This is a genomic window from Noviherbaspirillum galbum (assembly GCF_010974945.1).
In the GTDB taxonomy this organism is placed as follows: Bacteria; Pseudomonadota; Gammaproteobacteria; order Burkholderiales; family Burkholderiaceae_D; genus Noviherbaspirillum; species Noviherbaspirillum galbum.
In genome coordinates this window covers 211,647-236,800 of sequence record NZ_JAAIVB010000085.1, presented here as the reverse complement: position 1 = coordinate 236,800, position 25,154 = coordinate 211,647, and the positions used below count along the sequence as shown (strand labels likewise).

24 protein-coding genes are annotated in these 25,154 nt (G+C 62.0%); 19 read left to right on the top strand and 5 right to left on the bottom strand.

Annotation, left to right across the window (positions count from 1 at the left end; genetic code table 11):
- The first annotated feature begins 23 nt into the window (after window positions 1–23).
- From G3574_RS27690 to G3574_RS27655, 8 genes are all read left to right on the top strand, one after another.
- Window positions 24–1,235, top strand: coding sequence for an MFS transporter (locus G3574_RS27690; protein WP_163968790.1), 1,212 nt, complete (start codon window positions 24–26; stop codon window positions 1,233–1,235).
- 244 nt (window positions 1,236–1,479) lie between these two features.
- Entirely contained in the window at window positions 1,480–2,691 is a 1,212-nt protein-coding gene (locus G3574_RS27685; RefSeq protein ID WP_163968789.1) for an ABC transporter substrate-binding protein, read from the top strand.
- Between the two features lie 101 nt (window positions 2,692–2,792).
- Window positions 2,793–3,683: a branched-chain amino acid ABC transporter permease gene (locus G3574_RS27680; protein WP_163968788.1), complete on the top strand. Its 891-nt coding sequence runs from the start codon at window positions 2,793–2,795 to the stop codon at window positions 3,681–3,683.
- Entirely contained in the window at window positions 3,680–4,675 is a 996-nt protein-coding gene (locus tag G3574_RS27675; protein ID WP_163968787.1) for a branched-chain amino acid ABC transporter permease, read from the top strand. The genes G3574_RS27680 and G3574_RS27675 overlap by 4 nt, the downstream gene beginning before the upstream one ends.
- Entirely contained in the window at window positions 4,672–5,394 is a 723-nt protein-coding gene (locus tag G3574_RS27670) for an ABC transporter ATP-binding protein (protein ID WP_163968786.1), read from the top strand. Before G3574_RS27675 ends, G3574_RS27670 begins: the two co-directional genes overlap by 4 nt.
- Window positions 5,387–6,130 carry an ABC transporter ATP-binding protein gene (locus tag G3574_RS27665; RefSeq protein WP_235953656.1) on the top strand — a complete coding sequence of 248 codons (744 nt, stop codon included), beginning with the start codon at window positions 5,387–5,389 and terminating at the stop codon, window positions 6,128–6,130. The genes G3574_RS27670 and G3574_RS27665 overlap by 8 nt, the downstream gene beginning before the upstream one ends.
- Entirely contained in the window at window positions 6,130–6,639 is a 510-nt protein-coding gene (locus G3574_RS27660) for an ureidoglycolate lyase (protein WP_163968785.1), read from the top strand. The genes G3574_RS27665 and G3574_RS27660 overlap by 1 nt, the downstream gene beginning before the upstream one ends.
- 100 nt (window positions 6,640–6,739) lie before the next feature.
- On the top strand, window positions 6,740–7,261 hold the full coding sequence (locus G3574_RS27655) for a nucleoside deaminase (protein WP_163968784.1): 522 nt from the start codon (window positions 6,740–6,742) through the stop codon (window positions 7,259–7,261).
- Window positions 7,262–7,387: 126 nt separating this feature from the next.
- Here the strand turns inward: G3574_RS27655 and G3574_RS27650 are convergent, their stop codons facing one another.
- Complete coding sequence (locus tag G3574_RS27650; RefSeq protein ID WP_163968783.1) at window positions 7,388–8,275, bottom strand: sterol desaturase family protein; 888 nt, start codon at window positions 8,273–8,275, stop codon at window positions 7,388–7,390.
- A 97-nt stretch (window positions 8,276–8,372) separates the two neighbouring features.
- Between G3574_RS27650 and G3574_RS27645 the strand changes: the two genes are divergently transcribed.
- From G3574_RS27645 to G3574_RS27620, 6 genes are all read left to right on the top strand, one after another.
- Window positions 8,373–9,017: a TetR/AcrR family transcriptional regulator gene (locus G3574_RS27645; protein WP_163968782.1), complete on the top strand. Its 645-nt coding sequence runs from the start codon at window positions 8,373–8,375 to the stop codon at window positions 9,015–9,017.
- Between the two features lie 252 nt (window positions 9,018–9,269).
- Window positions 9,270–9,905, top strand: a complete 636-nt coding sequence (locus tag G3574_RS27640; RefSeq protein WP_163968781.1) for a lipase family protein — start codon at window positions 9,270–9,272, stop codon at window positions 9,903–9,905.
- Window positions 9,906–10,240: 335 nt separating this feature from the next.
- Window positions 10,241–11,806: a DUF1800 domain-containing protein gene (locus G3574_RS27635; RefSeq protein ID WP_163968780.1), complete on the top strand. Its 1,566-nt coding sequence runs from the start codon at window positions 10,241–10,243 to the stop codon at window positions 11,804–11,806.
- 12 nt (window positions 11,807–11,818) lie between these two features.
- Window positions 11,819–13,021: a DUF1501 domain-containing protein gene (locus tag G3574_RS27630; RefSeq protein ID WP_163968779.1), complete on the top strand. Its 1,203-nt coding sequence runs from the start codon at window positions 11,819–11,821 to the stop codon at window positions 13,019–13,021.
- Between the two features lie 238 nt (window positions 13,022–13,259).
- A complete protein-coding gene (locus tag G3574_RS27625; protein WP_163968778.1) occupies window positions 13,260–13,754 on the top strand; it encodes a hypothetical protein in 495 nt (164 codons plus the stop codon).
- A 109-nt stretch (window positions 13,755–13,863) separates the two neighbouring features.
- Entirely contained in the window at window positions 13,864–14,586 is a 723-nt protein-coding gene (locus tag G3574_RS27620) for a tetratricopeptide repeat protein (RefSeq protein ID WP_163968777.1), read from the top strand.
- A 5-nt stretch (window positions 14,587–14,591) separates the two neighbouring features.
- On the opposite strand, the gene G3574_RS27615 is transcribed toward G3574_RS27620, so the two are convergent.
- Both G3574_RS27615 and G3574_RS27610 read right to left on the bottom strand, forming a co-directional pair.
- Window positions 14,592–15,290 (bottom strand): hypothetical protein, encoded by a 699-nt coding sequence (locus G3574_RS27615; RefSeq protein WP_163968776.1) that lies wholly within the window; start codon window positions 15,288–15,290, stop codon window positions 14,592–14,594.
- A 165-nt stretch (window positions 15,291–15,455) separates the two neighbouring features.
- A complete protein-coding gene (locus G3574_RS27610; protein WP_163968775.1) occupies window positions 15,456–16,745 on the bottom strand; it encodes a phospholipase D-like domain-containing protein in 1,290 nt (429 codons plus the stop codon).
- A gap of 282 nt (window positions 16,746–17,027) precedes the next feature.
- On the opposite strand from G3574_RS27610, the gene G3574_RS27605 reads away from it, so the two are divergent.
- Complete coding sequence (locus tag G3574_RS27605; protein ID WP_163968774.1) at window positions 17,028–17,513, top strand: MgtC/SapB family protein; 486 nt, start codon at window positions 17,028–17,030, stop codon at window positions 17,511–17,513.
- Here G3574_RS27605 and G3574_RS27600 read toward each other — a convergent pair.
- Window positions 17,422–18,498 carry an alpha/beta hydrolase gene (locus tag G3574_RS27600; RefSeq protein WP_163968773.1) on the bottom strand — a complete coding sequence of 359 codons (1,077 nt, stop codon included), beginning with the start codon at window positions 18,496–18,498 and terminating at the stop codon, window positions 17,422–17,424. The genes G3574_RS27605 and G3574_RS27600 overlap by 92 nt on opposite strands.
- Before the next feature lie 254 nt (window positions 18,499–18,752).
- Here G3574_RS27600 and G3574_RS27595 point away from each other — a divergent pair, with 254 nt between their 5' ends.
- On the top strand, window positions 18,753–19,157 hold the full coding sequence (locus tag G3574_RS27595; protein WP_205609951.1) for a hypothetical protein: 405 nt from the start codon (window positions 18,753–18,755) through the stop codon (window positions 19,155–19,157).
- A 165-nt stretch (window positions 19,158–19,322) separates the two neighbouring features.
- Here G3574_RS27595 and G3574_RS27590 read toward each other — a convergent pair whose 3' ends face one another.
- Window positions 19,323–20,348: an extracellular catalytic domain type 2 short-chain-length polyhydroxyalkanoate depolymerase gene (locus G3574_RS27590; protein WP_163968771.1), complete on the bottom strand. Its 1,026-nt coding sequence runs from the start codon at window positions 20,346–20,348 to the stop codon at window positions 19,323–19,325.
- A 246-nt stretch (window positions 20,349–20,594) separates the two neighbouring features.
- Here G3574_RS27590 and G3574_RS27585 point away from each other — a divergent pair, with 246 nt between their 5' ends.
- The 3 genes from G3574_RS27585 (at window position 20,595) to G3574_RS27575 (ending at window position 24,837) form a co-directional block, all read left to right on the top strand.
- Window positions 20,595–21,200 carry a DUF4337 domain-containing protein gene (locus tag G3574_RS27585; protein ID WP_163968770.1) on the top strand — a complete coding sequence of 202 codons (606 nt, stop codon included), beginning with the start codon at window positions 20,595–20,597 and terminating at the stop codon, window positions 21,198–21,200.
- 105 nt (window positions 21,201–21,305) lie between these two features.
- Window positions 21,306–23,234 (top strand): alpha/beta hydrolase family protein, encoded by a 1,929-nt coding sequence (locus tag G3574_RS27580; protein ID WP_163968769.1) that lies wholly within the window; start codon window positions 21,306–21,308, stop codon window positions 23,232–23,234.
- Window positions 23,235–23,328: 94 nt separating this feature from the next.
- On the top strand, window positions 23,329–24,837 hold the full coding sequence (locus G3574_RS27575) for an FAD-dependent monooxygenase (RefSeq protein ID WP_163968768.1): 1,509 nt from the start codon (window positions 23,329–23,331) through the stop codon (window positions 24,835–24,837).
- The last annotated feature ends 317 nt before the right edge of the window (window positions 24,838–25,154 follow it).

Below are 25,154 nucleotides of genomic sequence, written 5' to 3'. Positions count from 1 at the left end.
ACCCACTCGGATGGAGACGAAACATGAACAAGCACAAAGCCGCACTTGGGATGTTCATCATCCTGCTGCTGTCGTACGTGATCAACGCCATGGACCGGCAGCTGTTTTCCGTGCTCGCACCGGACGTGCGCAAGGCGCTCGGGCTGAGCTTGCCGCAGGTCGGGCTGGCGGCGACGGTATTCACGCTTGGGATGGGGGTCGCGGGCATCCCGACGGGGTACATGCTGGCTAAGATGTCACGTCGCGCGGTGGTAGTCATGGGCCTGGTGATCTTCTCGGTGGCGACCTATTTCACCGCCTATGCCAAGGGCATGCCTGACCTGCTGCTGTACCGCTTCGTCTCCGGCCTTGGCGAAGCGATGCAGCTGACCGCGCTGCTGGCGATCGGCACGACTTACTTCCTGCAGCACCGCGCGGTCGCGGCAAGCTCGCTCAACTTCACCTTCGGCATCGGCGCGATCATTGGCCCCAACCTGGGCGCGGCCATCCTTGGCGCGACGCAATGGCAGATGCCCTTCATCGTGTTCGGCCTGTCCGGCGCCGGCGCGCTGGTCCTCATCCTGTTGTTCGTGAAGCCATGGTTCACCGAAGTCCAGGCGTCCCAGCAAGAGACCGGCGCCGTGGTCGAGCAAGGCCTGGCCGACACGATCTGGGACAAGACGCCGATGACGCTTGCCCTCGCAACGGTCTTTGCCGGCCTGGCGATCTACGGCTATCTTGGCCTGTATCCCACCTTCCTGCGCGACGGCCTGGGTTTCACGCCCAAGGAAGCAGGCCTTGCGGTCAGTTTCTACGGCTTCGGCGCCCTGCTCTCCCTGTTTGGCGGCTGGCTCGGCGACAAATACGATTACCGCCGGCTGCTGTTCATTTCCCTGGTCATCTCGGCCCTGTCCGGAGGCATTCTTTTCGCCGGACTCGGCAAGTCGCTGACCTTGCATATCGTCTTCTCGTTCGTGTTCGGCGGCGCCATCAGCGGCATGGTGTACTCGAATCTTTCGGCGGGCATCATCAAGTCGGTCAAGCGTGAAAACGCGGCGCATGCGTCGGGCCTGTTCGTAGCCAGCCTCTACATCCCGGCGGCATTCGCGGGCTATCTGCTTGGCCTGCTGAAGGAGAACTTCGGATGGGCGAACGCCGGCATCATCCAGGTCGCCGGATGCGCAATCATTGCCGCCATGCTGGCGCTGATTGCCGCATCGGGCCAGCGCCAGCCTGTGGCGCTTTCGCAAACCTGAGCGAATTTGATGGCGCTCACGATATGACGAAAAGCAAGCCCGGCAGCGAGAAGGAGGACTGACGCAAACATTGTGTGTTAGCTTGGAAACTTTTTAGCCACCCCGGCGAACCCCATGCAGCATGCGCGGGAGGGCAGCGTACCAAGATGAAGTGGAAGGTTGTGACGTGGTTTCGCTTCTGCCATGGCGGCCGGCAGCATCTGGCCGGATGGCAGAAATTCCAGCTTAAAAAAAGGAGACAGGAATGAAACGGTTCGCATTGCTTGCTTTATCCCCATTCGCCCTTCTCGCCGGCGGCAACGCGGTCGCTGCCGACCCGATCGCCATCGGCATCAGCATCGCCCAGTCGCCTCCCGGCTCGGTCGTGCAGGGCACGCAGGTCAAGGACGGCGTGGAGATCGTCAAAGACATGATCAACGCCCAGGGCGGCGTGCTGGGCCGCCAGATCAAGCTGGTCTACGAAGATAACCAGGGCATCCCCGAAAAGGGCCGCGCCGCCAGCGAGAAGCTCATCTCCAAGGACAAGGTCGTCGCCATCGCGGGCGGCCACCAGAGCTCCGTCTGCCTGGCGGAAATGGAAGTGGCGCACCGCTCGCACGTCCCCTACGTCAACACCAACTGCTGGTCGGACGACATCCGCAAGAAGGGCTATCCGGAAGTCTTTAACCCGTCCAACTACAACACTCGCGTTTCCACCGCCATGGCGGAAACCATCGCCGCGATGGGCGTCAAGCGCGTGGTCGCGTTCGCAGAAAATACCGACTACGGCATCGGGCAGGCGAAGCTGATGGCCGAACTCATCAAGGCCAAGGCGCCGAACGTCGACTTCAAGTACGAAACCCTGGACCGCGCCGGCAAGGATTTCACGCCGGCCATCCTCGCCTTGCGCGCCAATCCGCCGGACATGGTCATCAACATCATGCTGCCGCCCGCGGCCTACATCGTGATGAACCAGCTCTACGAGCAAGGCGTTGCGCCGAGCGCGAAGACATGGAGCTACGATGGCGCCGGCATCGCCGACTATCCCGACTTCTGGCAGAACGTGAAGGACGCCGGCAAGTACATGGTGTCGTTCGGCCTGTATCACCCCAAGATGGCGATGCCGGACATGGGCCAGAAGATCGCCGCCGAATACAAGAAGCGCACCAAGAACGACCCCAACCGGCTGATCTTCCAGGCGGCCGATTCCCTGCTGCTGATCGTCGATGCGATCAAGCAGGGTAAGAGCGCCGAACCTGAAGCCATCATCAAGACCATGCAAGGCATGACCTTCAACGGGGCGCGCGGCACCTTCCAGTTTTCGAAGGAACCGGGCTACAAGTTCCAGCAGTGGGTCGACATTCCCTACGTGAACTATCAGCTCACGGCGGTAAACCAGCCCATCGCCGAGTCAGTCCTGATCCAGCCTCCGGGTGGAAAGCTCGACGTCAGCAAGCTGGTCAAGCCGGCCAAATAGACGATGGTCCCCCATCCCGCCGCGGGGTGGGGCTCTCGCTTCGTCCGGAGCATGCGGACTGGTTCAGCGGGCTTTTTCGATTCTGCTTGGTGGAGGAACTGATGCTGGCGGCTGATCTTTTCATCAATGGCTTGATCATCGGCCTCTTCTACGCGCTGATGGCGGTGGGCCTGGCGATGATCTTCGGCGTGCTGAAGATCGTGAACTTCGCGCACGGCGAGTTCTACATGGTCGGGGCCTACGCTTATGTCCTGATATCGCTGAAGCTCGGCGTATCGCCCTGGATCGCCTTGCCGCTGGCCGCCGCCGGCGGCGCCGCGCTTGGCTGGCTGGTGGAACGGCTGCTGATGCGGCCCCTGTACGCCGGCTACGGAAGCTGGAGCATCATGAAGGACGAATATGCGGTCGTGGTGACCTTCGGCCTGTCCCTGCTGCTCATCAACCTGGTCGACAAGGTCGTCGGCCCCTATCCCTTCCGCGGCCCGACATTGATCGACACCTCGCGCTTCGTGATCGGTCCGGTGATGCTCAACGGCCAGAAGCTCATCGCCGCCGGGCTGTCGCTCGTCATCCTGGTGGGCCTGGCCTTGTTCATCAAGCGTTCGCTATGGGGCCGGCAGATCCAGGCGGTCGCGCAGAACAGGCTGGGCGCATCGCTGGCAGGCATCGACGCCACGCGCGCCACCAGCCTGATCTTTGCCATCTCCGGCATGCTGGCCGCGCTCGCCGGCGGCCTGCTTGCCCCGGCCATCAACCCCGCGCCCGACGTCGGCGCCTTCCCGGCGCTCAAATCGTATGTGATCGTGGTGCTTGGCGGCATGGGATCGATCTGGGGCAGCATGGCGGCGGCGCTCCTGCTCGGGGTGCTGGAATCGTTCTTCGCCGTGTATGTTTCCTATGACTACCGCGATGCCTTCGGCCTGCTGGTGCTGATCCTGGTCCTCCTGTTCCGGCCGCAAGGCCTCCTCGGCGAGAAGGGACGCGAAGTATGAGCACCATCCGCAATCTCTGGTCCAACCGCCTGCGCACCGACTTCCGGGCGGCGCTCGCCGTATTGTTCGTCCTGGCGCTGCTGCCGCTCGCGGTGACGAATTCCTATACGCTGGGCATCCTGATCGTGAGCATGTATTTCGCCCTGCTCTCGCTGGGCTGGAACCTGCTGGCGGGATTCACCGGCCAGTTCTCGCTGGCCCCTGCGGCCTTCGCCATGCTGGGCGCCTATGTCACGGCGCTGCTCAATTACCACTGGAAGGTGCCGCTTGCCATCGGCATCCCCGCCGCGATCGTCGTCACCGCGATCGTCGGCTGGGCGCTGGGCAGGATCGCCTTACGCCTGAAGGGACCGTATCTGGCCTTGACGACCTTGTCCTTCGCGGAAATTGCGCGTGTCGTGATCGGCAACTCGCATGAATTCACGCGCGGCGACCAGGGACTCAACGTGCCGACCCTGATGGAAAGCCGGCTCGGGTACTACTACCTTTTCCTGGCGGTCCTGCTGCTGGCGGTATGCGGCGTGTATGTCTTGATGAACCGGCGAACCGGCCGTTTCTGGCTGGCGATCCGCGACGATGAAATCGGCGCCGAGACGCGCGGCATCGACGTCGTGCGCTACAAGACGCTGGCCTTTGCGATCTCGTGCGCGATCTGCGGCTTTGCCGGTTCGCTTTACGGCACCTTCAGCCAGCTGGTCAGCCCGGAGATGGGCTTGCTGCTGCAGACCGGCCTGGTGATTTCCATGGTGGTCATCGGCGGCATCGGCACCCTGGCCGGCTCCCTCATCGGCGCGCTGCTGGTCTACCTCGCCTCGGAGTGGCTGCGTGACTTCGGCAATATCCAGATGATCGTCTTTGCCATCGTGGTGATCATCTTCGCCCGCTTCTTCCGCACCGGCCTCTGGGGGATGGTCACCTATTGGCAAGGAAAGAGCGCGCACGCCAGGGATGCCTCGGCCGCAGCCACGAAATCCGCCGGAGAAATGTCATGACGCTGCTCAAGACCAACGGCCTGTCCAAGCACTTTGGCGGCGTGGCCGCAGTCGACAAGGTAGACATCACCGTCCAAGCCGGCGAGATACTCGGCCTGGTCGGCCCCAACGGTTCGGGCAAGACGACGGTGCTGAACATGCTGTCGGGCTTCCTTGCGCCGGATGCCGGCGAGATCTGGTTCGCGGACCAGAACGTAACGCGCATGAGCACGGTGCAACTGGCCCGCAGGGGCTTGCTCCGCATGTTCCAGATGACCCGGGTATTCCCCCGCATCTCCTGCTTCGACAACCTGCTCGTGGCCGGCATGGCGATGGACCTGTCGGAACGGGAGGCCGCCAGCCGCGCGGCGGCGCTGCTGGAAGAGCTGACCCTGACCCATGTGCAATACCTCGATGCCGGCTCGCTGTCCGGCGGCCAGCGCAAGCTGCTGGAATTCGGCATGTGCTTCATCAAGCCGCCGCGCATCGCCCTGCTCGACGAACCGTTTGCGGCGGTCCATCCGGTCATGCGCGAAACCATGGCGGACTTCATCCGCCGGCGGCATGCGCTCGGCCAGACCTTCGTCCTTGTCAGCCACGACATGCCCATCGTCGTCGACCTTTGCCAGCGCGCGGTATGCATGAACCTGGGGCGCGTGATCGCCGAAGGTCCGACCCGCGCGGTGCTGGAAAGCGCGCCCGTCATCGAAGCCTACCTGGGGAACGCCAGCCATGCCTGAAATATCTGAGCGCCTGCTTTTTCTCGACAAGGTGACCGCCGGCTATGCGCAGGACATCGACGTCCTGCGCGATGTTTCGCTCGAAGTGCATGCCGGTGAAATCAGCGGCCTGATCGGCTTGAACGGCGCCGGCAAGTCGACCGTGGTCAAGACCATCTGCGGTTTCCTCGCGCCCAAGGAAGGCAGCGTGCGCTTCGGCGAGCAGGACATCAGCGGCATCGCGCCCCACAAGCTGATCGACCATGGCATCTGCTGCATCCCGCAGGAATCGAGCCTGTTCCCCTACCTTACCGTGGAGGAAAACCTGCTGCTGCCGATGCAGGGCCGTGCCAGGAAATATGGGAACACGCTCAGGCAGCGCTATGAAGAGGTGCTCGACACCTTCCCGACGGTGCGCGAGAAGCGCCGGGCCCAGGCGGGCGACCTCTCGGGCGGGCAGCAAAAGCAGGTCGAGTTCGCGAAGGCCTGGCTGCAGCGGCCGACGCTATGCCTGATCGACGAACCCAGCATCGGACTCTCGCCTATCATGGCCGAAGGCGTATTCACCTGGATAGAACGATTCGCCAAGGCGGGAATGGGAATCCTGCTGATCGACCATAATGTCCGGCGCGTGGTCAAGATGTCGGACCGGGTGCACGTGCTCAGCCTTGGTCGCATTACCGCCGCGGGCCAGCGGAAGGACTTCGAAGGCGACCTGCACGAGCAGGTCAAACAATGGCTGGGACTGAATTTCTGATGCGCGAATTGACAGTACAAAATCTGAGCAAGGCGGCCTTTGCGCCGTTCGGCGTGGTGATCGACGCGGCAGACGCCGTGCCGGAAATGATCAACGACGGGACTACCCGGCGCCATGCCGACCTCGCGAGCCTCGACATCCGGGGCGTCCCCGGTGACGGCGACCCCAGGATTCATCTTTACGTCGCCTCGGCGCGCCGGTTTCCGCTGCGCCTGGCGAACCTGGAGCGGCACCGGCGCGCAAGCCAGGTCTTCGTTCCCTTGAATGGGCAGCGCTTCATCGTGGTGGTGGCGCCTGGCGGGCCGGCGCCGGAATGGGAACGCATCGAGGCGTTTCTGAGCGCTCCCGGACAAGCCATCAGCCTGCATCGCGATTGCTGGCACCACGGCCTGATCGCCTTGCAAGACGGAGACCGCTTTGCCGTCATCGAAGGCGGAAGCTACCGCCTGGATACGCAGGAGTTGGCGGCGCCCGAGGAAATCATGCTTGTTGCTCCAGGCCTCGAATGACGGTCCGCCCGAAGCTTTAACCGGCAACGTCCCCGTTGCTGGCATTGTGATATCGTGGCGCTCGCACACAGGACGTCGATACGCTGAATCTAGAGCAGACATGGAAACTTCTTCTAACGCCGAAACCTCCGGCTTGTCGGAACGCGACATCGCGTTGCTGCGCAAGTCGATCGCCATGTCTCATGAGTCCCGGGACCGCGGACGCCATCCGTTCGCCGCTTTGGTGGCCGACGAGTCCGGCAACGTGATTGCCGCCGCGGTCAACAACTCGATGCCGCCGGAGGGCGATCCCACGCAGCATGCGGAACTGGTTGCCGTCGCACAGGCCGCTCGCGTGCTCGGTCCGGAACAACTCGCCAGGTGCACCCTCTACACGAGCGCCGAGCCTTGCTGCATGTGCGCCGGCGCGGTGTATTGGACGGGAATCGGCCGCGTGGTCTATGCACTTTCCGAGCATGCGTTGCTTGGCCTCACCGGAAGCCATCCGGAAAATCCAACTTTTTCCCTGCCATGCCGTGAAGTGTTCTCGCGAGGACAGCGCCGCATCGAAGTCATCGGCCCGCTGCTGGAAGACGAGGCCGCGCACGCCCATGAAGGCTTCTGGAACGGCGCGCACGAATAGTCCGAGGCTGCTTTCACGATCGATGAGTTCTATCCAAGGAGCTTGCACGTTCCTGTCCAGAATGCCGGAGACAAACTTGACTGCAATGATGCGTTCGGACGGTACGTGAAGCCCATCGGGCACGGCTCAGCCTGACACCTGCTGCGATACGAGCGCACGCAATTCCTCCGTCGTTTCGCCGCGTCCGTCCGGCGACCAGCCCGGCGGCATGGCAAGAATCTTCAGCGCTTGCATGACGCTGCCCGAGCGGCGCATGTCGGCGGCGATGGCACGCCATTCATCAAACTCGAGACGCAACAGGTTCCTGGTACGGACCGGCTTCACGAGGCCATAGACGCAGGGCTCCGTTTCCTCCTCTTCGGCATAGGTGCCGAACAAGCGGTCGAAGATGATGAGCACGCCGCCATAGTTCTTGTCGAGATAAGGCAGGTTGGAGGCATGGTGAACGCGGTGCGCCGATGGCGTGTTGAACACGTATTCAAACCAGCCGAGCTTGGGAATCCATGTCGTGTGCAGCCAGAACTGGTAAAGCAGGTTCAGCGTGAGGGCGGCCAGCACGACGGTCGGCTTGAAGCCGAGCCAGGCAAGCGGCACGAAGAACAGTCCGGTCCCGGTCAGCTTGCCGGTCCAGCCGAGGCGGAAGGAAGTCGAGAGCGTAAGCTGGTTCGGGCTGTGGTGCACGCGATGCGTGGCCCAGAAAAAGCGCACGCGGTGCGCGGCGCGGTGATACCAGTAATAGCAGAATTCCTGGCCGATGAAGAGCGCCACGAAGGCGGCGACGCCATCGAGAGGCACGGTATAGATCCGGTGTTCCCATGCAAACCCGAAGACCGGCGCGGCAAGGCTGAACGGCAGCAGCGCAACGATGCGGCGGCCGATCAGGTCGAGGATGGACAGCCGCGCTTCGTTCCAGTCGAAATCAGGGCGGCGGCGTTGCAGCACCACGGCCTCGATCATGGAAATCAGTACGACGGCGATGGACGCCAGCAGCTCGAACTTGTGCAGGGAAGTCATTGTGAATTCATCCTTGGAAGTGCAGGTGGAAGGTATGATATGAGCAATGCTCATGTTTTGGTACTCGCCTTTCACACCTGGAAAGACTTCGTCGGAAATGCAGAAAAATCAGTCACTTAAGCGCCGCGCGCCGCAGCAGGACCGGGCGCGCGCCAAGGTCGAGCTCATGTTGGAGGCGGCCACCCGCCTGATCGACCGCGATGGTCTCGATGCGCTGACGACGAACCGCATCGCCGAGCTGGCCGGCGTCAGCATCGGCTCTCTCTACCAGTACTTTCCGGACAAGCAGTCGCTGCTGGCGGCGCTCGCCAGGCGCGAATTGAACGGGGTCATGCAGCAGATCCTGGCGGCACTGACCAGCCCGCCGCCCGACACGCCTGGCGGCCGCGTAAGGCAGATCGTACGGGCCGTGTTCGGTGCCTTCGGCGGCCGGACCGGAGTGCAGAAGCAATTGCTCGAGCGCGCGCTCACGCCCGGGCGCCAGCTGCCGGCAGACCTCGCGCATGGCATCGTGGCCGGTTTGCTGACCGATATCGGCGTGACGACGCATGGCGGCCAGCATCGCCAGCTCACGCCCACCGAAGCATTCGTGCTGACGCATGCGTTCGCGGGCGTGGTGCGGGCCGCATTGACGCAGGCCTCCGGTCCCGCGGAACGGCAGGCCATTGAAGACGCTCTGGTACGGCTCGTTGCCGGCTTCATTTTCCAGGCAGGAACGACCATTGGAGAGACAAGCCCATAGCTATGCCTTCTCTCAATGCCTATAAGGTGATGCGCTGCCTGAAGGGCAAAGCGGTGCATGAACTTTCTATGCGGCAAAGCAGGCAACAACGCTATTCACCACCGAAATACCCAATATAGGTAATGGCAATTGGCATTATGCTGCGACGCAGCATAGGATGACCTGTCGACGGCAAACGCTTTACGGACTCAGTTCCTGCCGGCAATCCGGCGGAGCTGTTCCTGAAGCTGCCTTTATCAGGAAGAGTTCAACATGCATATCGTCTATATTCACGGCAACCGGGCAACGCCCAATTGCTTCAACTTCATCCGTTCCCAACTGTCCCGCCAGCACGAAATCGTCCTGGAATATGACAGCGAGCAAGGGTTTTACAACAACCACGAAAGGATGCTTCAGCAACTGCAGGGAATCGATGAGATCTTCTTCATCGCCCACTCCCTCGGCGGCATCCACGCCCTGCACCTGGCGAATGCGCTCGCCGACAAAACACGCGGCGGAGTCACGGTAAGCACGCCCTACGGCGGCAGCGAGGCTGCCGTGCTCGCCAGGCTCGTGCTGCCTTTCACCCAGGTCCTCAAGGACATTCATCCGCTGAGCGCGCCGGTTCTGCAAAGCAAGGAATTCAAGATCGAGCGTCCCTGGACGAACGTCGTGAGCATTCATGGAGGATCGCCTTTCATGGCCAAGCCGAACGACGGAGTGGTGACCCGGGACTCGATGCGTGACCGAAGCGACATCGATCTGGTGGATGTGGAAAGCAACCACTATGAGGTGCTCCAGAGTCCGGAGACGGTAAAGATCATCAAGGACATGCTGGCGGCACTCGACGCCGAGCCCGCGCAGACGGTTCCGTATGGATCGCTGGACGGGCGACGGTTTGCGTCTTGACATCGCCACGATGTGAATTCCCTACTTCGTCACGCGCTTTACCTGCTCCGCATTCATGGCGACGTTGCAGTTGCCACGCACATCAGGCACGAGCCCGCAGGCAGTTTTTGCGGGATTTCGTGCCTGATACCGTTCACCCGACCGCTAGAATTGCCTCCCGTCATGGAATCCGGATCGTCAACCTAACGAAGCTTGTGCCGTTTTCCAAAGGCAGGCCGACGGGCCGTTTGCGCGACCGACACTCAACGACGAGATCCAACGCCATGCCGGCAGAAATGAATTTCTCACAAGATTCCACCGCCTTCGGTCGGTACATGAAGACCTTGCATCGACGAATGAAAACGGGACTCCACGTCCAGCGAATGCCGTGGCTCTCGCTGCCGATCGCACTGGCCGCGCTCGCCGGCTGTGCATCGCAGCCCTCCCGCCCCGCTGGCGGCACGCCGCCGGATTTCGCCATTCCCGCCGCCTCGCTGCTGCCTGCCCTCAACCGCGTGACCTGGGGAGCCAGCACGTCCACCTACAAGGAAGCGCAGGCCGTCTCTTTCAACCGCTACCTGCAGCAACAGCTGCATCCCGCCAACGCCAGGCTACCCGCGGCGATCGATGCCCAGATCCGGAGCATGACCATCACGCAGCGCCCGATGGACCAGCTGGTGATGGAGCTGGAGCAGCGGCGCAAACAGGTCGATGCGATCGCCAACGACGACGACAAGAAGGCCGCCCAGCAGGCCTACCAGGACGAGCTCAACCGCCTGGCCCGGGAAGCCGCCGCGCGCTCGTTGCTGCGCGACGCCTATTCGTCCAACCAGCTGCAGGAGCAGCTGACCTGGTTCTGGATGAACCATTTCAATATCCATCAGGGCAAGCACAACCTGCGCGCCATGGTGGGCGACTACGAAGAGCACGCGATCCGTCCCCATGCGCTCGGCAAGTTCCGCGACCTGCTGCGGGCCACCGTGTACCACCCGGCGATGCTGCGCTACCTCGACAACGAGCAGAACGCCGCCGGGCACCTCAACGAGAATTACGCGCGCGAGCTGATGGAACTGCATACGCTCGGCGTCAACAGCGGGTACACGCAGAACGACGTGCAGGAGCTCGCCCGCATCCTCACCGGCCTCGGTGTCAACCTTGGCAACCAGGCGCCGAATGTCAGGGCTGGCTTGCAGGGCCAATACGTGCGCCGCGGTTTGTTCGAATTCAATCCCAACCGGCACGACTATGGCGACAAGGTGTTCCTCGGCCAGCCGCTGAAAGGCCGGGGCCTGGGCGAGGTGGACGAGGCCCTGGACCGGCTATGCCGCAGTCCGGCCACGGCCCTCTACCTCAGCCGCAAGCTTGCCGTGTATTTCACCGGAAACGAACCGCCGCAACCGCTCACCCGGCGCATGGCCGACACGTTCCTGCGGGCGGACGGCGACATTGCCGCGACACTGGCGGTCTTGTTCGCATCCGCCGAGTTCAGGCAGTCGCTTGGCCGCGCATTCAAGGATCCGGTCCACTACGTCGTCTCAGCGGTGCGCATGGCCTACGACGACAAACCCATCCTGAATGCCAACCCGATGGCGGGCTGGCTATATCGCATGGGCGAACCGCTGTATGGCCGCCAGACGCCGGACGGTTACCCGCTCTCGTCCGCCGACTGGCAGAGCTCGGGGCAGATGACGACGCGCTTCGAGATCGCCAAGTCCATCGGCTCCGGCAGCGCCGGCCTGTTCAAGAGCGAAGGCCCGCAAGGGCAGGACCATCCAGCCTTCCCGCAGCTCGCAACGCCGTTGTATTACGACGCTTTCCAGAAGGTGATCGGCCCGGCGACGCGCCATGCGCTCGAGCAGGCGGTCTCGCCGCAGGAATGGAACAGCTTCCTGCTGGCCTCGCCCGAATTCATGTTCCGTTGATGTGGAGCCGCCATGCAAAGACGCGCATTGTTGAAATGGCTGGGCACCCTGCCCCTGACCGGTACGGCAGTCGGATATGCGAGCCGCGTGCTGGCGGCACCCGCCGCGCCGGCGAAGCTGCTGGTGGTATTCCTGCGCGGCGGCTACGACGCCGCCAGCCTGCTGGTACCGTTTGGGAGCGATTTCTATTACCAGTCGCGTCCGAACATCGCCATCCCCAAACCCTCGGACGCGCCCGGCGCCAGCCTGCCGCTCTCCTCCGACTGGGCGCTGCATCCCGCGCTCAAGGACAGCATCTATCCGCTGTTCCAGGCGCGGCAGGCCATCTTCGTTCCCTTCGCCGGCACGGATGATCTCACGCGCAGCCATTTCGAAACCCAGGACACGATCGAGCTGGGCCAGGCCCAAGGCCGCCGCGACTACCGCTCCGGTTTCATGAATCGCCTTGCCGCCGTGCTCGGCGGCACGCAGCGTTCCATGCCCATCTCCTTCACGGACCAGCTGCCGCGGATTTTCCAGGGCAGTGTCGATGTACCGAACGTTGCGCTGCGCACGATCGGCAAGCCCGGCCTCGACGAACGCCAGAGCAAGATCATCGCCGCCATGTATGCCAACCAGCCGCTTGGCAGGCAGGTCGAGGAAGGCTTTGCCACCCGCGGCGAAGTGATGCGGGAAATGGCCGGCGAAATGGAAGCGGCCAACCGCAACGCAATCAATACCAAGGGCTTCGAAATGGAAGCCCGCCGCGTTGCTTCGCTGATGAAGGACAAGTACCAGATCGGCTTCATCGACGTTGGCGGCTGGGACACGCACGTCGGGCAGGGCGCCTCCAGCGGCTATCTTGCCGGACGCCTCGATGAACTCGGGCGCGGGCTCTCGACGTTTGCCCATGCAATGGGGCCGGACTGGCGCAAGACCGTGGTAGTGGTGGTCAGTGAATTCGGCCGCACCTTCCGCGAAAACGGCAATCGCGGCACCGACCACGGCCACGGCACCGTGTTCTGGATCCTGGGCGGCGCGGTCAGCGGAGGCAGGATCGCCGGAGAGCAAATCGACCTGCGCGCGGAAACCCTGTTCCAGAACCGCGATTACCCGGTCCTCAACGAGTATCGCGCGATACTGGCCGGCTTGTTCGCAAGAATGTATGGCCTGAGTGGCCAGCAACTCGAGAGCGTGTTTCCCGGCGTGACGCCCAAGGCGCTCGGGCTGGTGTAGACACTGCGTGCTTGCAGTGCTTGCAGTGCTTGCAGCCGCAGGGGCATGGCGCACGCCGGGTCCATGTCTGGCGAGAGGAGACGCATCAGCGATGGGACAATGCCTGCGCGGCACGGCTTGCCCCCTGAAAATTCCTGTTACAGCGCTTACAGAAAGTCCGTCGTCGTCACCGCAGCCCGGTCGTTATGGGCAGTAACGGCGCCGCCTTCCCGCGCCGAACCACTGAAAGGACACCCTCATGAACGCTCGCTCCATCGCCCTCACCGCCCTGCTGTCTTCCATTGGCATGACCGCCTTCGCCCAGGCACCGGCCTCCAATCCCGTAGGCCAGGTGAAGGCCGACAACGCTGCCATCCGCCAGGACAACCGCACTCTGCGCGCCGAGACGCGCGACATCCGCTACGACCGGCAGGATATTCGCCAGGACAAGCGCGACATCGCCCGCGACGGCAAGGAACTGCGGGCCGACGTGGTTGCCGCGCGCGCCGACCAGCGCCGCGAGGATGCCGACGTGGCCAGGGGCGATTTCAAGGATGCGCGCAAGATGGAAAGGGCACGCGAGAATGCACTGCGGGAAGCCGGCGCCGAACGCCGCGACCTGAAGAAGGACCGGGCAGACCTCTCCAGGGACCGCGGCGACATGCGGAAAGACCTGGTCGCCCGCAACGGTGAATACCACAAGCGCGGCGCCGACATCGCCCGCCGCAACAACGACGCCGGCAAGATCAACTAAGCCGGCCAGTCGAGACGGATGCATCGGCGCATGACGCCGATGCGCTCGCATCCCCGCGGCGTCCCTGTCATACTCTCCCCATCGCAACGGACGCAGATCAGTCAACCACATGGCAATCACAGACGCCGAGTTCGGGACTGCCCTTGGCGCCGCACTCCAGCATTTCAACCATGGCCACCTGGCGGACGCGGAAGCCATCTGCGTCCGCTTGGTGCACCAGGCGCCGGCCCATCCCGCCGCACGTCAGCTTGCAGCGGTCATTGCCCTGGCCAGGAACGATCTGCAGTCTGCAAGCAATCACGTCATCGAAAGCCTGAGAGGGCGTCCGCAGCATGCGCCTACGCTCGTTCTGGCCGGGAAAATCGCCCGGGCGGAAGCGCAGTCCCAGCTGGCGATCGCGTATTTCGAGCAGGCGGCGAAATTCGATCCCGCATCCGTTGAAGCGGTTTATCAACTCGGCCTGACACTCTACGCCGTGCGGCGCATACAGGACGCCGCCACGGCGCTGGACCGTACCGTCGCATTGGCGCCGTCCTACGCTCCAGCCTGGTTCTCGCTCGGACTCGCGCGGCAGGACCTGCAGGATCTGGACGGCGCGGCGGCCGCCTTCCGGTCGGCCTTGCAGCACCAGCCGGACTACGTCGAAGCGGCCGTCAATCTTGGCCTGGTGCTGCAGGAGGCGCGCCGGCTCGAGGAGGCCATCCAGGCTTACCGCCTCGCCGTGCGACTGCGCCCGGAAACCTACGCTCGCGTCGCACATGCGCTGACCGCAGGCAGCGCGGGCCGCCTGTGGCTCAATCCCGAGCACCTGCGGGCAGCCCTCGTTTGCTGAGATGCCTACTTGCGCTGCCGGAATCGCTTTCGATACACATTCGGCGCCGCCAGGATTTCCGCAACCGTCGCGGAATAAGCGATCGCATTCTCGCCTTCCAATGTTTCGAACACGAGTTCCGGGCGAGCGCGCGGGACGGCAAAGCATTGGGCGACCGGCATTCCCTTGGGGAGGACTCCCTGGAACTCCGGATCCAGCCATGTCGCCGGGAAGTTGATGCCGCCATCATGAAAGTGATCGGCATCCACCAACCCTGACAACAGCCGAAACGGCAGATCAGGCCGGTTTACAGGATGGGTGGCGAACAGGGACCAGCCCGTTTCGAGCTCGATGGTCCAGAAACTGTTGAACTTGATGAGTACCGCATCCGGTCGATGCAACGGCGTGCCCAGGACTTGCGCCGGCGGATGGAAGCTGAGTGGCGAAGCCGGGTGCTGGTCTACCGTAATGGGCGGCGCCGGCCAATCCCATTCAAACACGCCGCCTTCCACGCGGACATCGCAGGGCAGCGAAATCATGAACCCGTGTGCCATGGCGTCGACGAATGGCGGACACTGCTTGACGGTCCGGACATCCCGCCCATGCAGGTCTGAAAACGCTTTCGCAGGCATGCTCTTTAACCAGTCGGGGATCGCTTCCCTCGCCAGCTTCGGGCGGGGCAGGATATCGATCAGCGCGGGATCGCAGCGGAAGGTAACTCGCATGGCAGTCAGATGAATTGGTTGATGCAAATATAACCGTTTTGAAGAGTTCCGGGTCGTGCGCTGAAGAAGGACAGTTTTCGGGATCCTGTTCTCGTATCGACGCTCATGCAAAGGGCTGCCGCCTCCGATACCAACGCCGCACCTGCGAACCCGCACGACGGCCTGTCATTCCTGTCGCTCGATCACGCGGCCGATCATGCTGCCGATGCGCTCGGCGAGCGGCCGCTTTTCCCACTCGGCCAGCTTCACCTCGGGACTGCGCGAGAGATCCAGCTGGAAGTCGTCGCCCAGCCGGGCGGCAAGGGCGGGATCGCGGACCGCCAGGTTCACTTCGTCATTGAGCTCGAATGAACGGCTGTCGAAGTTGGTCGATCCGACGACTGACCATATGCGGTCGACTACCATGATCTTTGCGTGAATCATCCCGGGCTGGTATTCGAAAAGACGAATCCCTCCCCGCAGCAGCTCGCCGTACAGCCGCCGGCTGGCCAGCCGAGCAAACAGGTGATTGTTGTGCGTCCCCGGCATGATGACCCGGATTTCGACGCCGCGCGCGGCGGCTGCCAGCAGGCACCGGCGCAATGCACGGTCAGGCAGGAAGTAAGGCGAATTGATGAGGACCTCTTGACCTGCCGCCGCGATCAGCAACTGGAAAAGAGTGCGCGAACGGGTGCTCCGCCCGGCTGTAGGATTGCTCCCCAGCGCGAGCGCAATGCCATGATGATCGCGTGGATGCGGCACCCTATTGTCTTGCGGAAAAACTTCTTCGGCAGCCAGGATCTCGCCGCTGCCTTCCAGCCAGTTATCGATGAACACCGTCTGCAATGCGACGACCGCCGGACCTTCCACCTTGACTACCGTATCGCGCCAGGGAGGCAAGCCATCCTGCGTTTCGTTCCAGTGCCCGGCAATGCCTGCCCCGCCGATGAAACCGGTCGTACCGTCGACGATCAGCAACTCACGATGAGTACGATTGTTATAGCGCTTCAAGGTGTACCAGCGCAGCGGCTGGTACCACACCACCTGGCCGCCAGCCTCGCGCAGCGGGGCAAAAAACCGGGACGGGGTAAGGATGCTGCCGAAGGCATCGACGATGATACGCACCGTCACGCCGGCCGCTGCGCGCTCGCTGAGCGCATTGATGAATCGTTTTCCGATCGGGCCTTCGTGGAAGATGAAGGCCTCGATGTGAATGGAGGTCCTTGCCGCCGCGATCGCCCGTAGTTCGGCTTCATAGAAATCCGCACCCCGGGTATGCACCTCCCAGTGCGTCACGACGGTCGGCGACTCATCGATGACCGCGCACAGCAGCGATTCGAACTCGTCCGAAGCGCTCGCCGGCAACGGCGTGCCGATCCGGTAGTCCAGGCCAGGCTCAAACAGAACGAGGAAAATCAGCGCGCTGACAATGCCAATCGAAACGACCGATATCACGGCAAAGTAGTCAATCGTCATAGGCGCGTTTGTTGAGGGTGTTGAACGTCCATTGAGGCCGGAGGCAAAAGACGGGCGCTTCGCATCATTCGATCGTTCATCATACCTACCGCCGAATACGGCTTCTTGCGATCGCTGAAGATCGCATCACGCTGCACTGAATGAAAGGATCCGGCGCCAGATGCCTGCCAGGAAGCGTTCCACGAGGTAACAAGACACCTGCCAAGCAGTGATGGAAGGATATGCATTGGGGAAGCGTATGATGATAATGACTTGTCCACAGCATAATGAGCCCATGACGCCATGAATTACCAGGAAATCCTTTTTCGTCTCCTGTCGGCGGTCCTTATCGGCTGCATCATCGGCCTCGACCGCAACCTCCACGGCAAACCCACCGGCATGAAGACGATGGGATTGGTGGCGCTTGGCGCGTCCTTGCTGACGATGGCCAGCATGGATTTCACGATGCGGCAGGATGCGGCCGACATGGCCGCCGTCAGCCGCGTGATTCAAGGAATCATTACCGGAATCGGATTCCTCGGGGCCGGCGTCATCATCCACGAATCGACCGGATCGCGCGTGCACGGCTTGACCACGGCGGCTTCCATCTGGATCACGGCGGCGCTAGGTATCGTCTGCGGGATGGGATCGTGGCAGATTTCCGGCATCGCGTTGCTGCTCGTGATGCTGCTTTTCTTCATTGGCCGCCCGCTTGAGCGCCAGCTGCATCAGCGTTGGCTGCAAAAACCGGCTGCCGAGAAGGATGCGATTGCGCAGCACGAAGAATGAGCCCGGCTGTCTGCGCCTCCGGCCTCGCATCCATCATTTCCTTTGCCCGGACGACTTCCGCCACCGCCTCCGCCTTCAGCGTCAGCGGTATGTGGCCGACGCCGGGAACCAGGGTGACCGGTACCGGACGCCCGGCGGATTTGAACAAGCCGTCGAATTGATCAGCAAAGAACAGTTCATCCTCCTGACCGGCCACAATTCGCATCGGCTGCGCCGCAGCGCGAATGTTTTTCCGATAGTCCCTCAAGGGTTCGAAATTTTCAATTAACGCATACGAATACGTTGGGGTCAGAAGGCGTTCGGCCGCATCGTCGATGGCGAAGCGAATCACGGGAAGATCGTCGAACGAATGAAGATGGATTCGATTCAGGAGCGAAATCGCGACATAGCGGGGAACCCCTACGCTGACCCATCCGCCGCTGGCCTTTCGCCGTGTCGGCGCATCGTAGCCGATATAGGGCGACAGCAGCAGATAGCTCGCAAAAAGCTTCTGCCGCCTGTCGCCGGCGAATCTGAGGGCAAAGCCTCCTCCCGACGAAAAACCTCCAAGCGTCGCCGGGCTGGCCGGCTTGACCGCATGTACGAAGTCTTCGAGGTCGTCCTCAAGCTGGCCGACATAGCCGATTTCGCCTCGTATGCCTGAGTCGCCATGTCCCCGGATGTCGAGGGCGTACACGGCAAAGCCGGCCTTTGACAGCGCCTTCGCCAGCACATGCATGCTGGTGCTGGAGCCGGCTGAACCGTGGACGAGCACGACGCTGCCTCTCGGATTGCTTGCAGGCAGATAGGCACGATAAGCCAGCCGTGTGTTGTCCCTCGCGACAAAGCCCCTGGCAGCTGGCAGGTCGGAAAAGTCGACCGTGCGAAATGGATCGCTGACGCTATGAAGCGTAGGAGGAATGACAGGTCCCCCGAAGGCAATTGCTGCCGCCAGCGCAACCAGCAAGACAACAAGCGGAATGGATACCCTGACGATCGTTTTCATGGCGGAACCCCGTGGGAATTGAATGGCGCCACTGTAAGCGACCGGGGACCAACAGGAAAAAGGAAATGCGACGAAACGCAGGTGTTGCGGAGCAAACGGTGCCGGATGCCGATAAGCGGTTTGGATTCCCGCACTGCTGCGCGAACGAGGGCACGGGATTTTCTGATCGGCGTTTCCGTTACCCGGCGTCAAGCGATCTATAATTGAAAATTCGATAACGCTTTTCCTAGGTCATGAGTACCCTTCAAAGTCCCATGCTGGTCCTGGCCGGCACATTCTCGTTCGCAGCGGCCGCAGCACATCTGGCTTGCATCGTCGGCGGGCCTGGCTGGTACCGCGCCATGGGGGCCGGCGAACGGATGGCACTCGCTGCCGCGCGCGGCCAATGGCGCCCCACCATCGTCACTCTGCTGATCTCCGCAATCCTTGTGACCTGGGGCCTGTACGCCTTGTCCGGAGCCGGTGTGCTCGCGGAATTGCCTTTACAGCGCTGGATCCTGCCGGTCATTACGGCGGTCTACCTGCTTCGGGGCTTATTCTTCATGCCGCTGCGGGCTCATTTCCCCGGCAATAGCGCTGCGTTCTGGTACTGGAGTTCCGGCATTTGCGCAGCAATCGGCGTCGTTCATCTCGTCGGACTCTGGCAGGCCTGGGGTTAGCCGAACGCCTGCCTGACGGCTGGGCAAATTTGCTCGCGGTACGGCAATGCCGCTGCACCGGCCTGAAGTCATTCAGGAATGCGGCAAAAAATAGGCAAATCAACAGCGCCTGTGGCGATGGCGACACCGTTGCCCGAATACCGGTGTCGCCGACCTACCTCAACTTCAGCGGAAGCCAGCACTCAGCCGGTCAACCATGGCCTTGATGGCCGAAAGCTGGACGCCACTTTTCTGCGCGTAGTTGAATCCATAGAAGCCGACCGTGTCCCAGCATGCGTTGGAATTGGATTGCGTTCCGCTCGCGACGGTGGCATAGGAATTCGCGTCTGCGAGGGCCTGCGGGAACAGAACGATCATGTTGTTGGTGTCCGCCCACCGGGTATAGCCTGTGTTCTTGATGAACTTGTCGCCGATGGTCGCATAGTTCTGGGTACAGCCATGCATCGCCACGTGCAGCTTGCATTGGGCGCCGGCGGCACAGGTTGCGGGTACGTACACCCATCCTGTATCCGCCATTCCCAGGTTGGCAGTAAATTCACGCTGGTTGAATTCGCGGTAGTTTGCCGCTGCAGGCGCATTGTTGCGAGCTTGCAGCGTGCCGTAGAACTGGGTGAGCACCGCTTTTGCGCCGTCATAGGAACAATTGGAGATATAAGGCGTGAACGAGGTGCTGCAGGGATTGTTTCCGGCGGATGTGAAATCCGTCGGGAACACATGGCCTGTATTCGCCGCCTGGATCAGGTTGACCGAGGGAACGCCATTGTTGGCATACTGCTGCTGCACGGCCAGCATCGGGTTGACGCCAACCGTGTTGTCCTTGGTTCCGGTAAAGAGATAGATCTTCTGTTTCGCGACATTGGCCTTGTCGTCGATTGCTCCGCCGCTCCAGTTATCGATCGTGTTCTGCATCGTCGCCAGCATGGAGGATGTGATGACATTATTGTTCTGGCAGGACCCATAAGGAAAGCTGTACTGGCAGGTGTAAGGCGTCGCCGCGAAGATGCCGACGCCCTTGAACGTCGCGGAATACGCATAGCCGAGGTTGATCGCCATCACGCCGCCGGACGAGAGGCCTGACACCGTGATATTGGTCGTGTCGACGTTCAGGCTCGGCAGCGAGACGACAGCCGAAGCCGAGAACGCGGCCATGCTGAGGGTCGCGGCCATGAGATGTGATGCGATTCGCTTCATTATTGTCTCCGGTAACTTGTTGAAATTGTGGTGCAGGCAGCTTACAAGCCCGCATATTTCATTTTAGGAGCCGGAAATTCATGCACCAATATCGCCGGAGCACATGTATCGACATCTGCGCATGTCATTGTCTGCCATTGACGGCGCATTGATGGCGGCACGGCTCGACGCCGCATCGCATTCAAGTCACGGTAGAATTTCCGGAAATGCTCCCGGCGTCGCGGGCATGAACAAGGAAAGGCGGACATGGACATTGACCCTCTGGACGCGGCTGAGCGTGCGAGCGCACAAGCCGAGCAAGACCGGAAAACATCGCGTCTCAACACTCTTGTGGCCATCACGGTTGCTGTTCTTGCGACCTTCATGGGCATCTGCAAGGTCAAGGATGACAACATCGTCCAGGCGATGCAACAGGCGCAAGCGAACAAGATAGATCATTGGGCGTTCTATCAGGCCCGTAATATCCGCGAGGAACTAGCCAAGGCAACCGTCGTTCAGCTGGAGCTGGCCGCTGCAGGAGTGGCACCGCAGGAACGCGAGCGTTACGCCGAAAGCATAGCCCGCTACAAGAAGCTGGCCGAAGAACAAAACCGGAAGAAAGACGAGCTCAGGGTGCAGTCCGACCAGGACCAGAAAGACTATGACGCGGCAAATTTCCGTGACGATCAGTTCGACCTGTCCGACGCCCTGCTGGCCATTGCAATATCCTTGCTCGCGGTAACTTCTCTCACCCGCAAGCCCTGGTTATATGCCATTGCGATGGTGCCGACGACATTTGGTTTGTTGATGGGTTTGTCCGGGCTCCTGGGCTGGTCGATTCATCCAACCGGGTTGATTCGCCTGCTCTCCTAGCGCAGCGGCGAACCATCTCTGCTGGAGATTGGCTTGGCTCCAGCGACAAGGTGTGGCGGCGTTCGGTTTCCATTAATGTTTCCTACTACGTAAGGGCCCCATTCCATGCGCACATGCCTGTTTTTCCTTGGTCGCTTCGCCGCAGCCTGCCTGGCCCTTTCCCTGGCCACCGGTGCGGCTGCCGACGCCATCCCCGCCGAAGCCTTCTTCAACCATCCGGCGATCGACAATGCCGCCCTGTCGCCGAACGGCCGCTACCTTGCGATCCAGATGGCGCGCAAGGACGGGCGGGTGATGCTGGCGACCATGGAGATCGCCACGCGCAAGCTGCAGCCGGTGGCGAACTACAAGGACGTCGATGTCGCCGAATTCCATTGGATCAACGACGACCAGCTCGTCTATAGCGGCACCGATTTCCAGAGCGCCCAGGGAGAGTACCGCTTCACCAATGGCAATCTGATGACGGTCCAGCGTGACGGCTCGGGTTTCAAGGCGCTGAAAGGCGGGAGGTTCTACCGTGCCAGCGCCCTGCAGGACTCTAGCGACATCTACGTCAACTGGGCCGAATTCACTACCAAGTGGGACGTGGACAGGATCAACCTGGCCAGGCTGAATACGGCGAATGGAGAATTGAAGACCTTCACGCGTCCGGGCAAGACCATCGGCTGGTGGATGGATGGGCAGAACGTTCCGCGCGTCAGCCGGACCCTAGATCAGGCGCGAATTTCCTTGTACTACAAGGACGACGCCGCGGCCGATTCTGCCTGGCGCAAGATCAGCGAGGGCGAACAATACTCGGGCGAAGTGGTACTTCCCCAGTTCATCGGACCCGATGGCACCCTGTACGTCACCGCGCGCAAGGGCAAGGACAAGTCGTCGCTTTATACCTTCGACGTCAAGACATCGCGCCTGGGCAGCGAGCCGGTCATTACCCTGGCGGATTATGACTTTCATGGACAGTTCGTCGCCGACGGCAAGACGCTGCTCGGCGTGCATGTCGAGACCGACGCGCCTGCAACGGTCTGGTTCGACGAACGCATGAAACGGGTGCAAAAGGAAGTGGACGAGCGCCTGCCCGGGACGGTAAACCGGCTTTCGTCCAGCGTGCGCAACGAGACTTCCTGGATCCTGGTCAGGGCTTTTTCCGACGTACAACCCGCCAGCTTCTACCTCTACGATACGGAAGCACGCAAGCTCGACCTGATCGGGAAAGCCCATCCAGCGATCGACCCGGCAAGGATGTCCACCATGGACATGATTCGCTATCCGGCGCGGGATGGCTTGCCCATTCCAGCCTATCTGACGCTGCCAGCGTCGAAGGACGCGAAGAACCTGCCGCTCGTGGTGCTGGTGCATGGCGGCCCCTGGGTTCGTGGCGGGCACTGGCAATGGAATCCGGAAGTCCAGTTCCTCGCGTCCCGGGGCTATGCGGTGATCCAACCGGAGTTCCGCGGCAGCACCGGCTATGGCTTCCGGCATTTCCAGGCAGGCTGGAAACAATGGGGGCAAGCCATGCAGGACGACCTTGCCGATGCCGCGAAGTGGGCAATCGAAAAAGGAATTGCAGATCCGAAGCGCATTTGCATCGCCGGAGCCAGTTACGGCGGTTATGCAACGCTCATGGGCTTGATCAAGGACCCAGAGTTGTTCCGCTGCGGCGTGAACTGGGTCGGGGTAACCGATATCGACCTGATGTATTCGGCGACATGGAGCGACTCTTCCGAAGATTGGCGGCGCTACGGCATTCCCTTCCTGATTGGCGACCGGGAGAAGGACGCCGAGATGCTCAAGAATTTTTCCCCGGTACGGCAGGCAAGCCGGCTGAAACGCCCCTTGCTGATGGCCTATGGCGTCAATGACCGCCGGGTGCCGATCGAACATGGCGTGGCCATGCGCGATGCCCTGAAGGCAAGCAACCCGGACCTCGAATGGATCGAGTTCCAAGGAGAGGGGCACGGATGGAAGCTGGAAAAGAACCAGGTCGAGTTCTGGACCCGGGTGGAAACTTTCTTGGATAAGCATATCGGCCACTGACTCGTTTGGGCGGCATTGATATTAGCGACTGTTGAACTTAACCTGGCAACATCAACGCTTGTCCGATTCATTTGGACGATCAACAGGAGGCGTGATGGGCAAGGTATTGATTGCGGGGGCGGGGCCGACAGGGCTGACGCTGGCGTTGTGGCTGACCGCTCAGGGCATTCCGGTGCGCATCATTGACGAGCACGGCGGGCCGGGCACGGAATCGCGCGCCATGGTCGTCCATGCGCGCACGCTGGAACTGTATCGGCAACTGGGATTGGCGGAAGGTGTCGTCGCGGCCGGACACGCCGCCACCCGGATGCAGTTCTGGGCCGAGGGCAAGCCGCGGGCGGCGTTGTCGTTCGGGGATGCCGGCGCGGCGTCGACGCCCTATCCGTTCGTGCTCGTCTTCCCGCAAGACCGCCACGAACGGCTGCTGGTCCAGCGCCTGGACGAACTCGGCGTCACGGTCGAGCGCGACACGGCGCTGACCGGATTCACCGATACCGGCAACCACGTGATCGCACAATTGCGGAAAGCCGATGGCAGCGAAGAGAGCGTGACCACGCCTTACCTCGTCGGCTGCGACGGCGCCCGCTCGGTTGTGCGTCACCGGCTTGGAACGGATTTCGAGGGAAGCACCTATGCGCATCTCTTCTACGTGGCGGACGTGGAAGCCAAGCTCCCCGGTCCGCCCGGCGAAGCCCAGTTCGCGCTGGACCACGGCGACTTCGTTGCGGTGTTCCCGTACGACGACCGCGGGCTGGTCCGGCTGATCGGCACGGTGCGGGATGAGCGCGCCGGCCGCGCTGACAGCCTGCGCTTCGACGACATCCACCAGGACGCGATCCGCAGCCTGGGGATCAGTGTCTCGACGGTCAACTGGTTCTCGACCTATCACGTGCACCATCGCATCTCTTCCCGTTTCCGCGTCGGCCGCTGCTTTCTCGCGGGTGACGCGGCGCACGTGCACAGCCCAGCCGGCGGCCAGGGCATGAACACCGGTATTGCCGACGCCGCCAACCTGGCATGGAAACTTGCGGCAGTTCTGCACGGCCAGGCCGGCGCGGGAATCCTTGACAGCTATGAAGCCGAGCGCCGGGCCTTCGCGCGCCAACTCGTGGACACGACTGATCGCGTGTTCACCTTCATTACGAAAGGTGGCGGGTTCGCGGAATTCGTCAAGGCGCATGTCGCGCCGACGCTGTTGAGTGCGGCCTCCCACAGCGATCATGTGCGCGCATTCATGTTCCGGCTGGTGTCGCAAATCATGGTCGGCTATCAGGATAGTCCGCTCAGCCAGGGAAAGGTGGGGCAGGTTGCGGGCGGAGACCGTCTCCCCTGGGTGCAAGCCGATGGCATGGACAATTTCGCGCCGGCGGATGCTATCGGCTGGCAACTGCATGTGTACGGAAACGTGGCGACCGACGTGACGGCTTATTGTTCGAGCCGCGGCATCGCTGTACGCACTTTTCCGTGGACGGCGGCGCACGAACGGGCCGGACTGGAACGGGATGCGTTGTATCTGCTGAGGCCCGACACCTATGTGGGGCTGGCGACGAAAGATGCGACGGCGGACACGCTTGCGCGCTATCTCGCCGCGCTTGCGGGTTGACGCACCGGTACCCATTCCATCAAGGCTCCGCTATCTAACTTGACCGGCGGCGATGGAAAGTCTTTCAGTCATTTACGGGCCTGGAGCAGGAGCGTGCTATCGGACCGTTGCGAAAATCCATGTCTCCAGGAAGCGGACATCGAGCATCCAGTCTGGAGGCCGGCTCTACTGGGCCGAAGTGCTTGTCCTTCGCACAGCCTGCAGGTCACCGACCAGGGCTAGGGCCCTGCCCGTCTATTTACCCTGGGGTTTTTTGGGGTTAAGGACTTCCAGAAGTCGCAGAACCAGTTGCACGTTCAGACCATGATAATCACGAT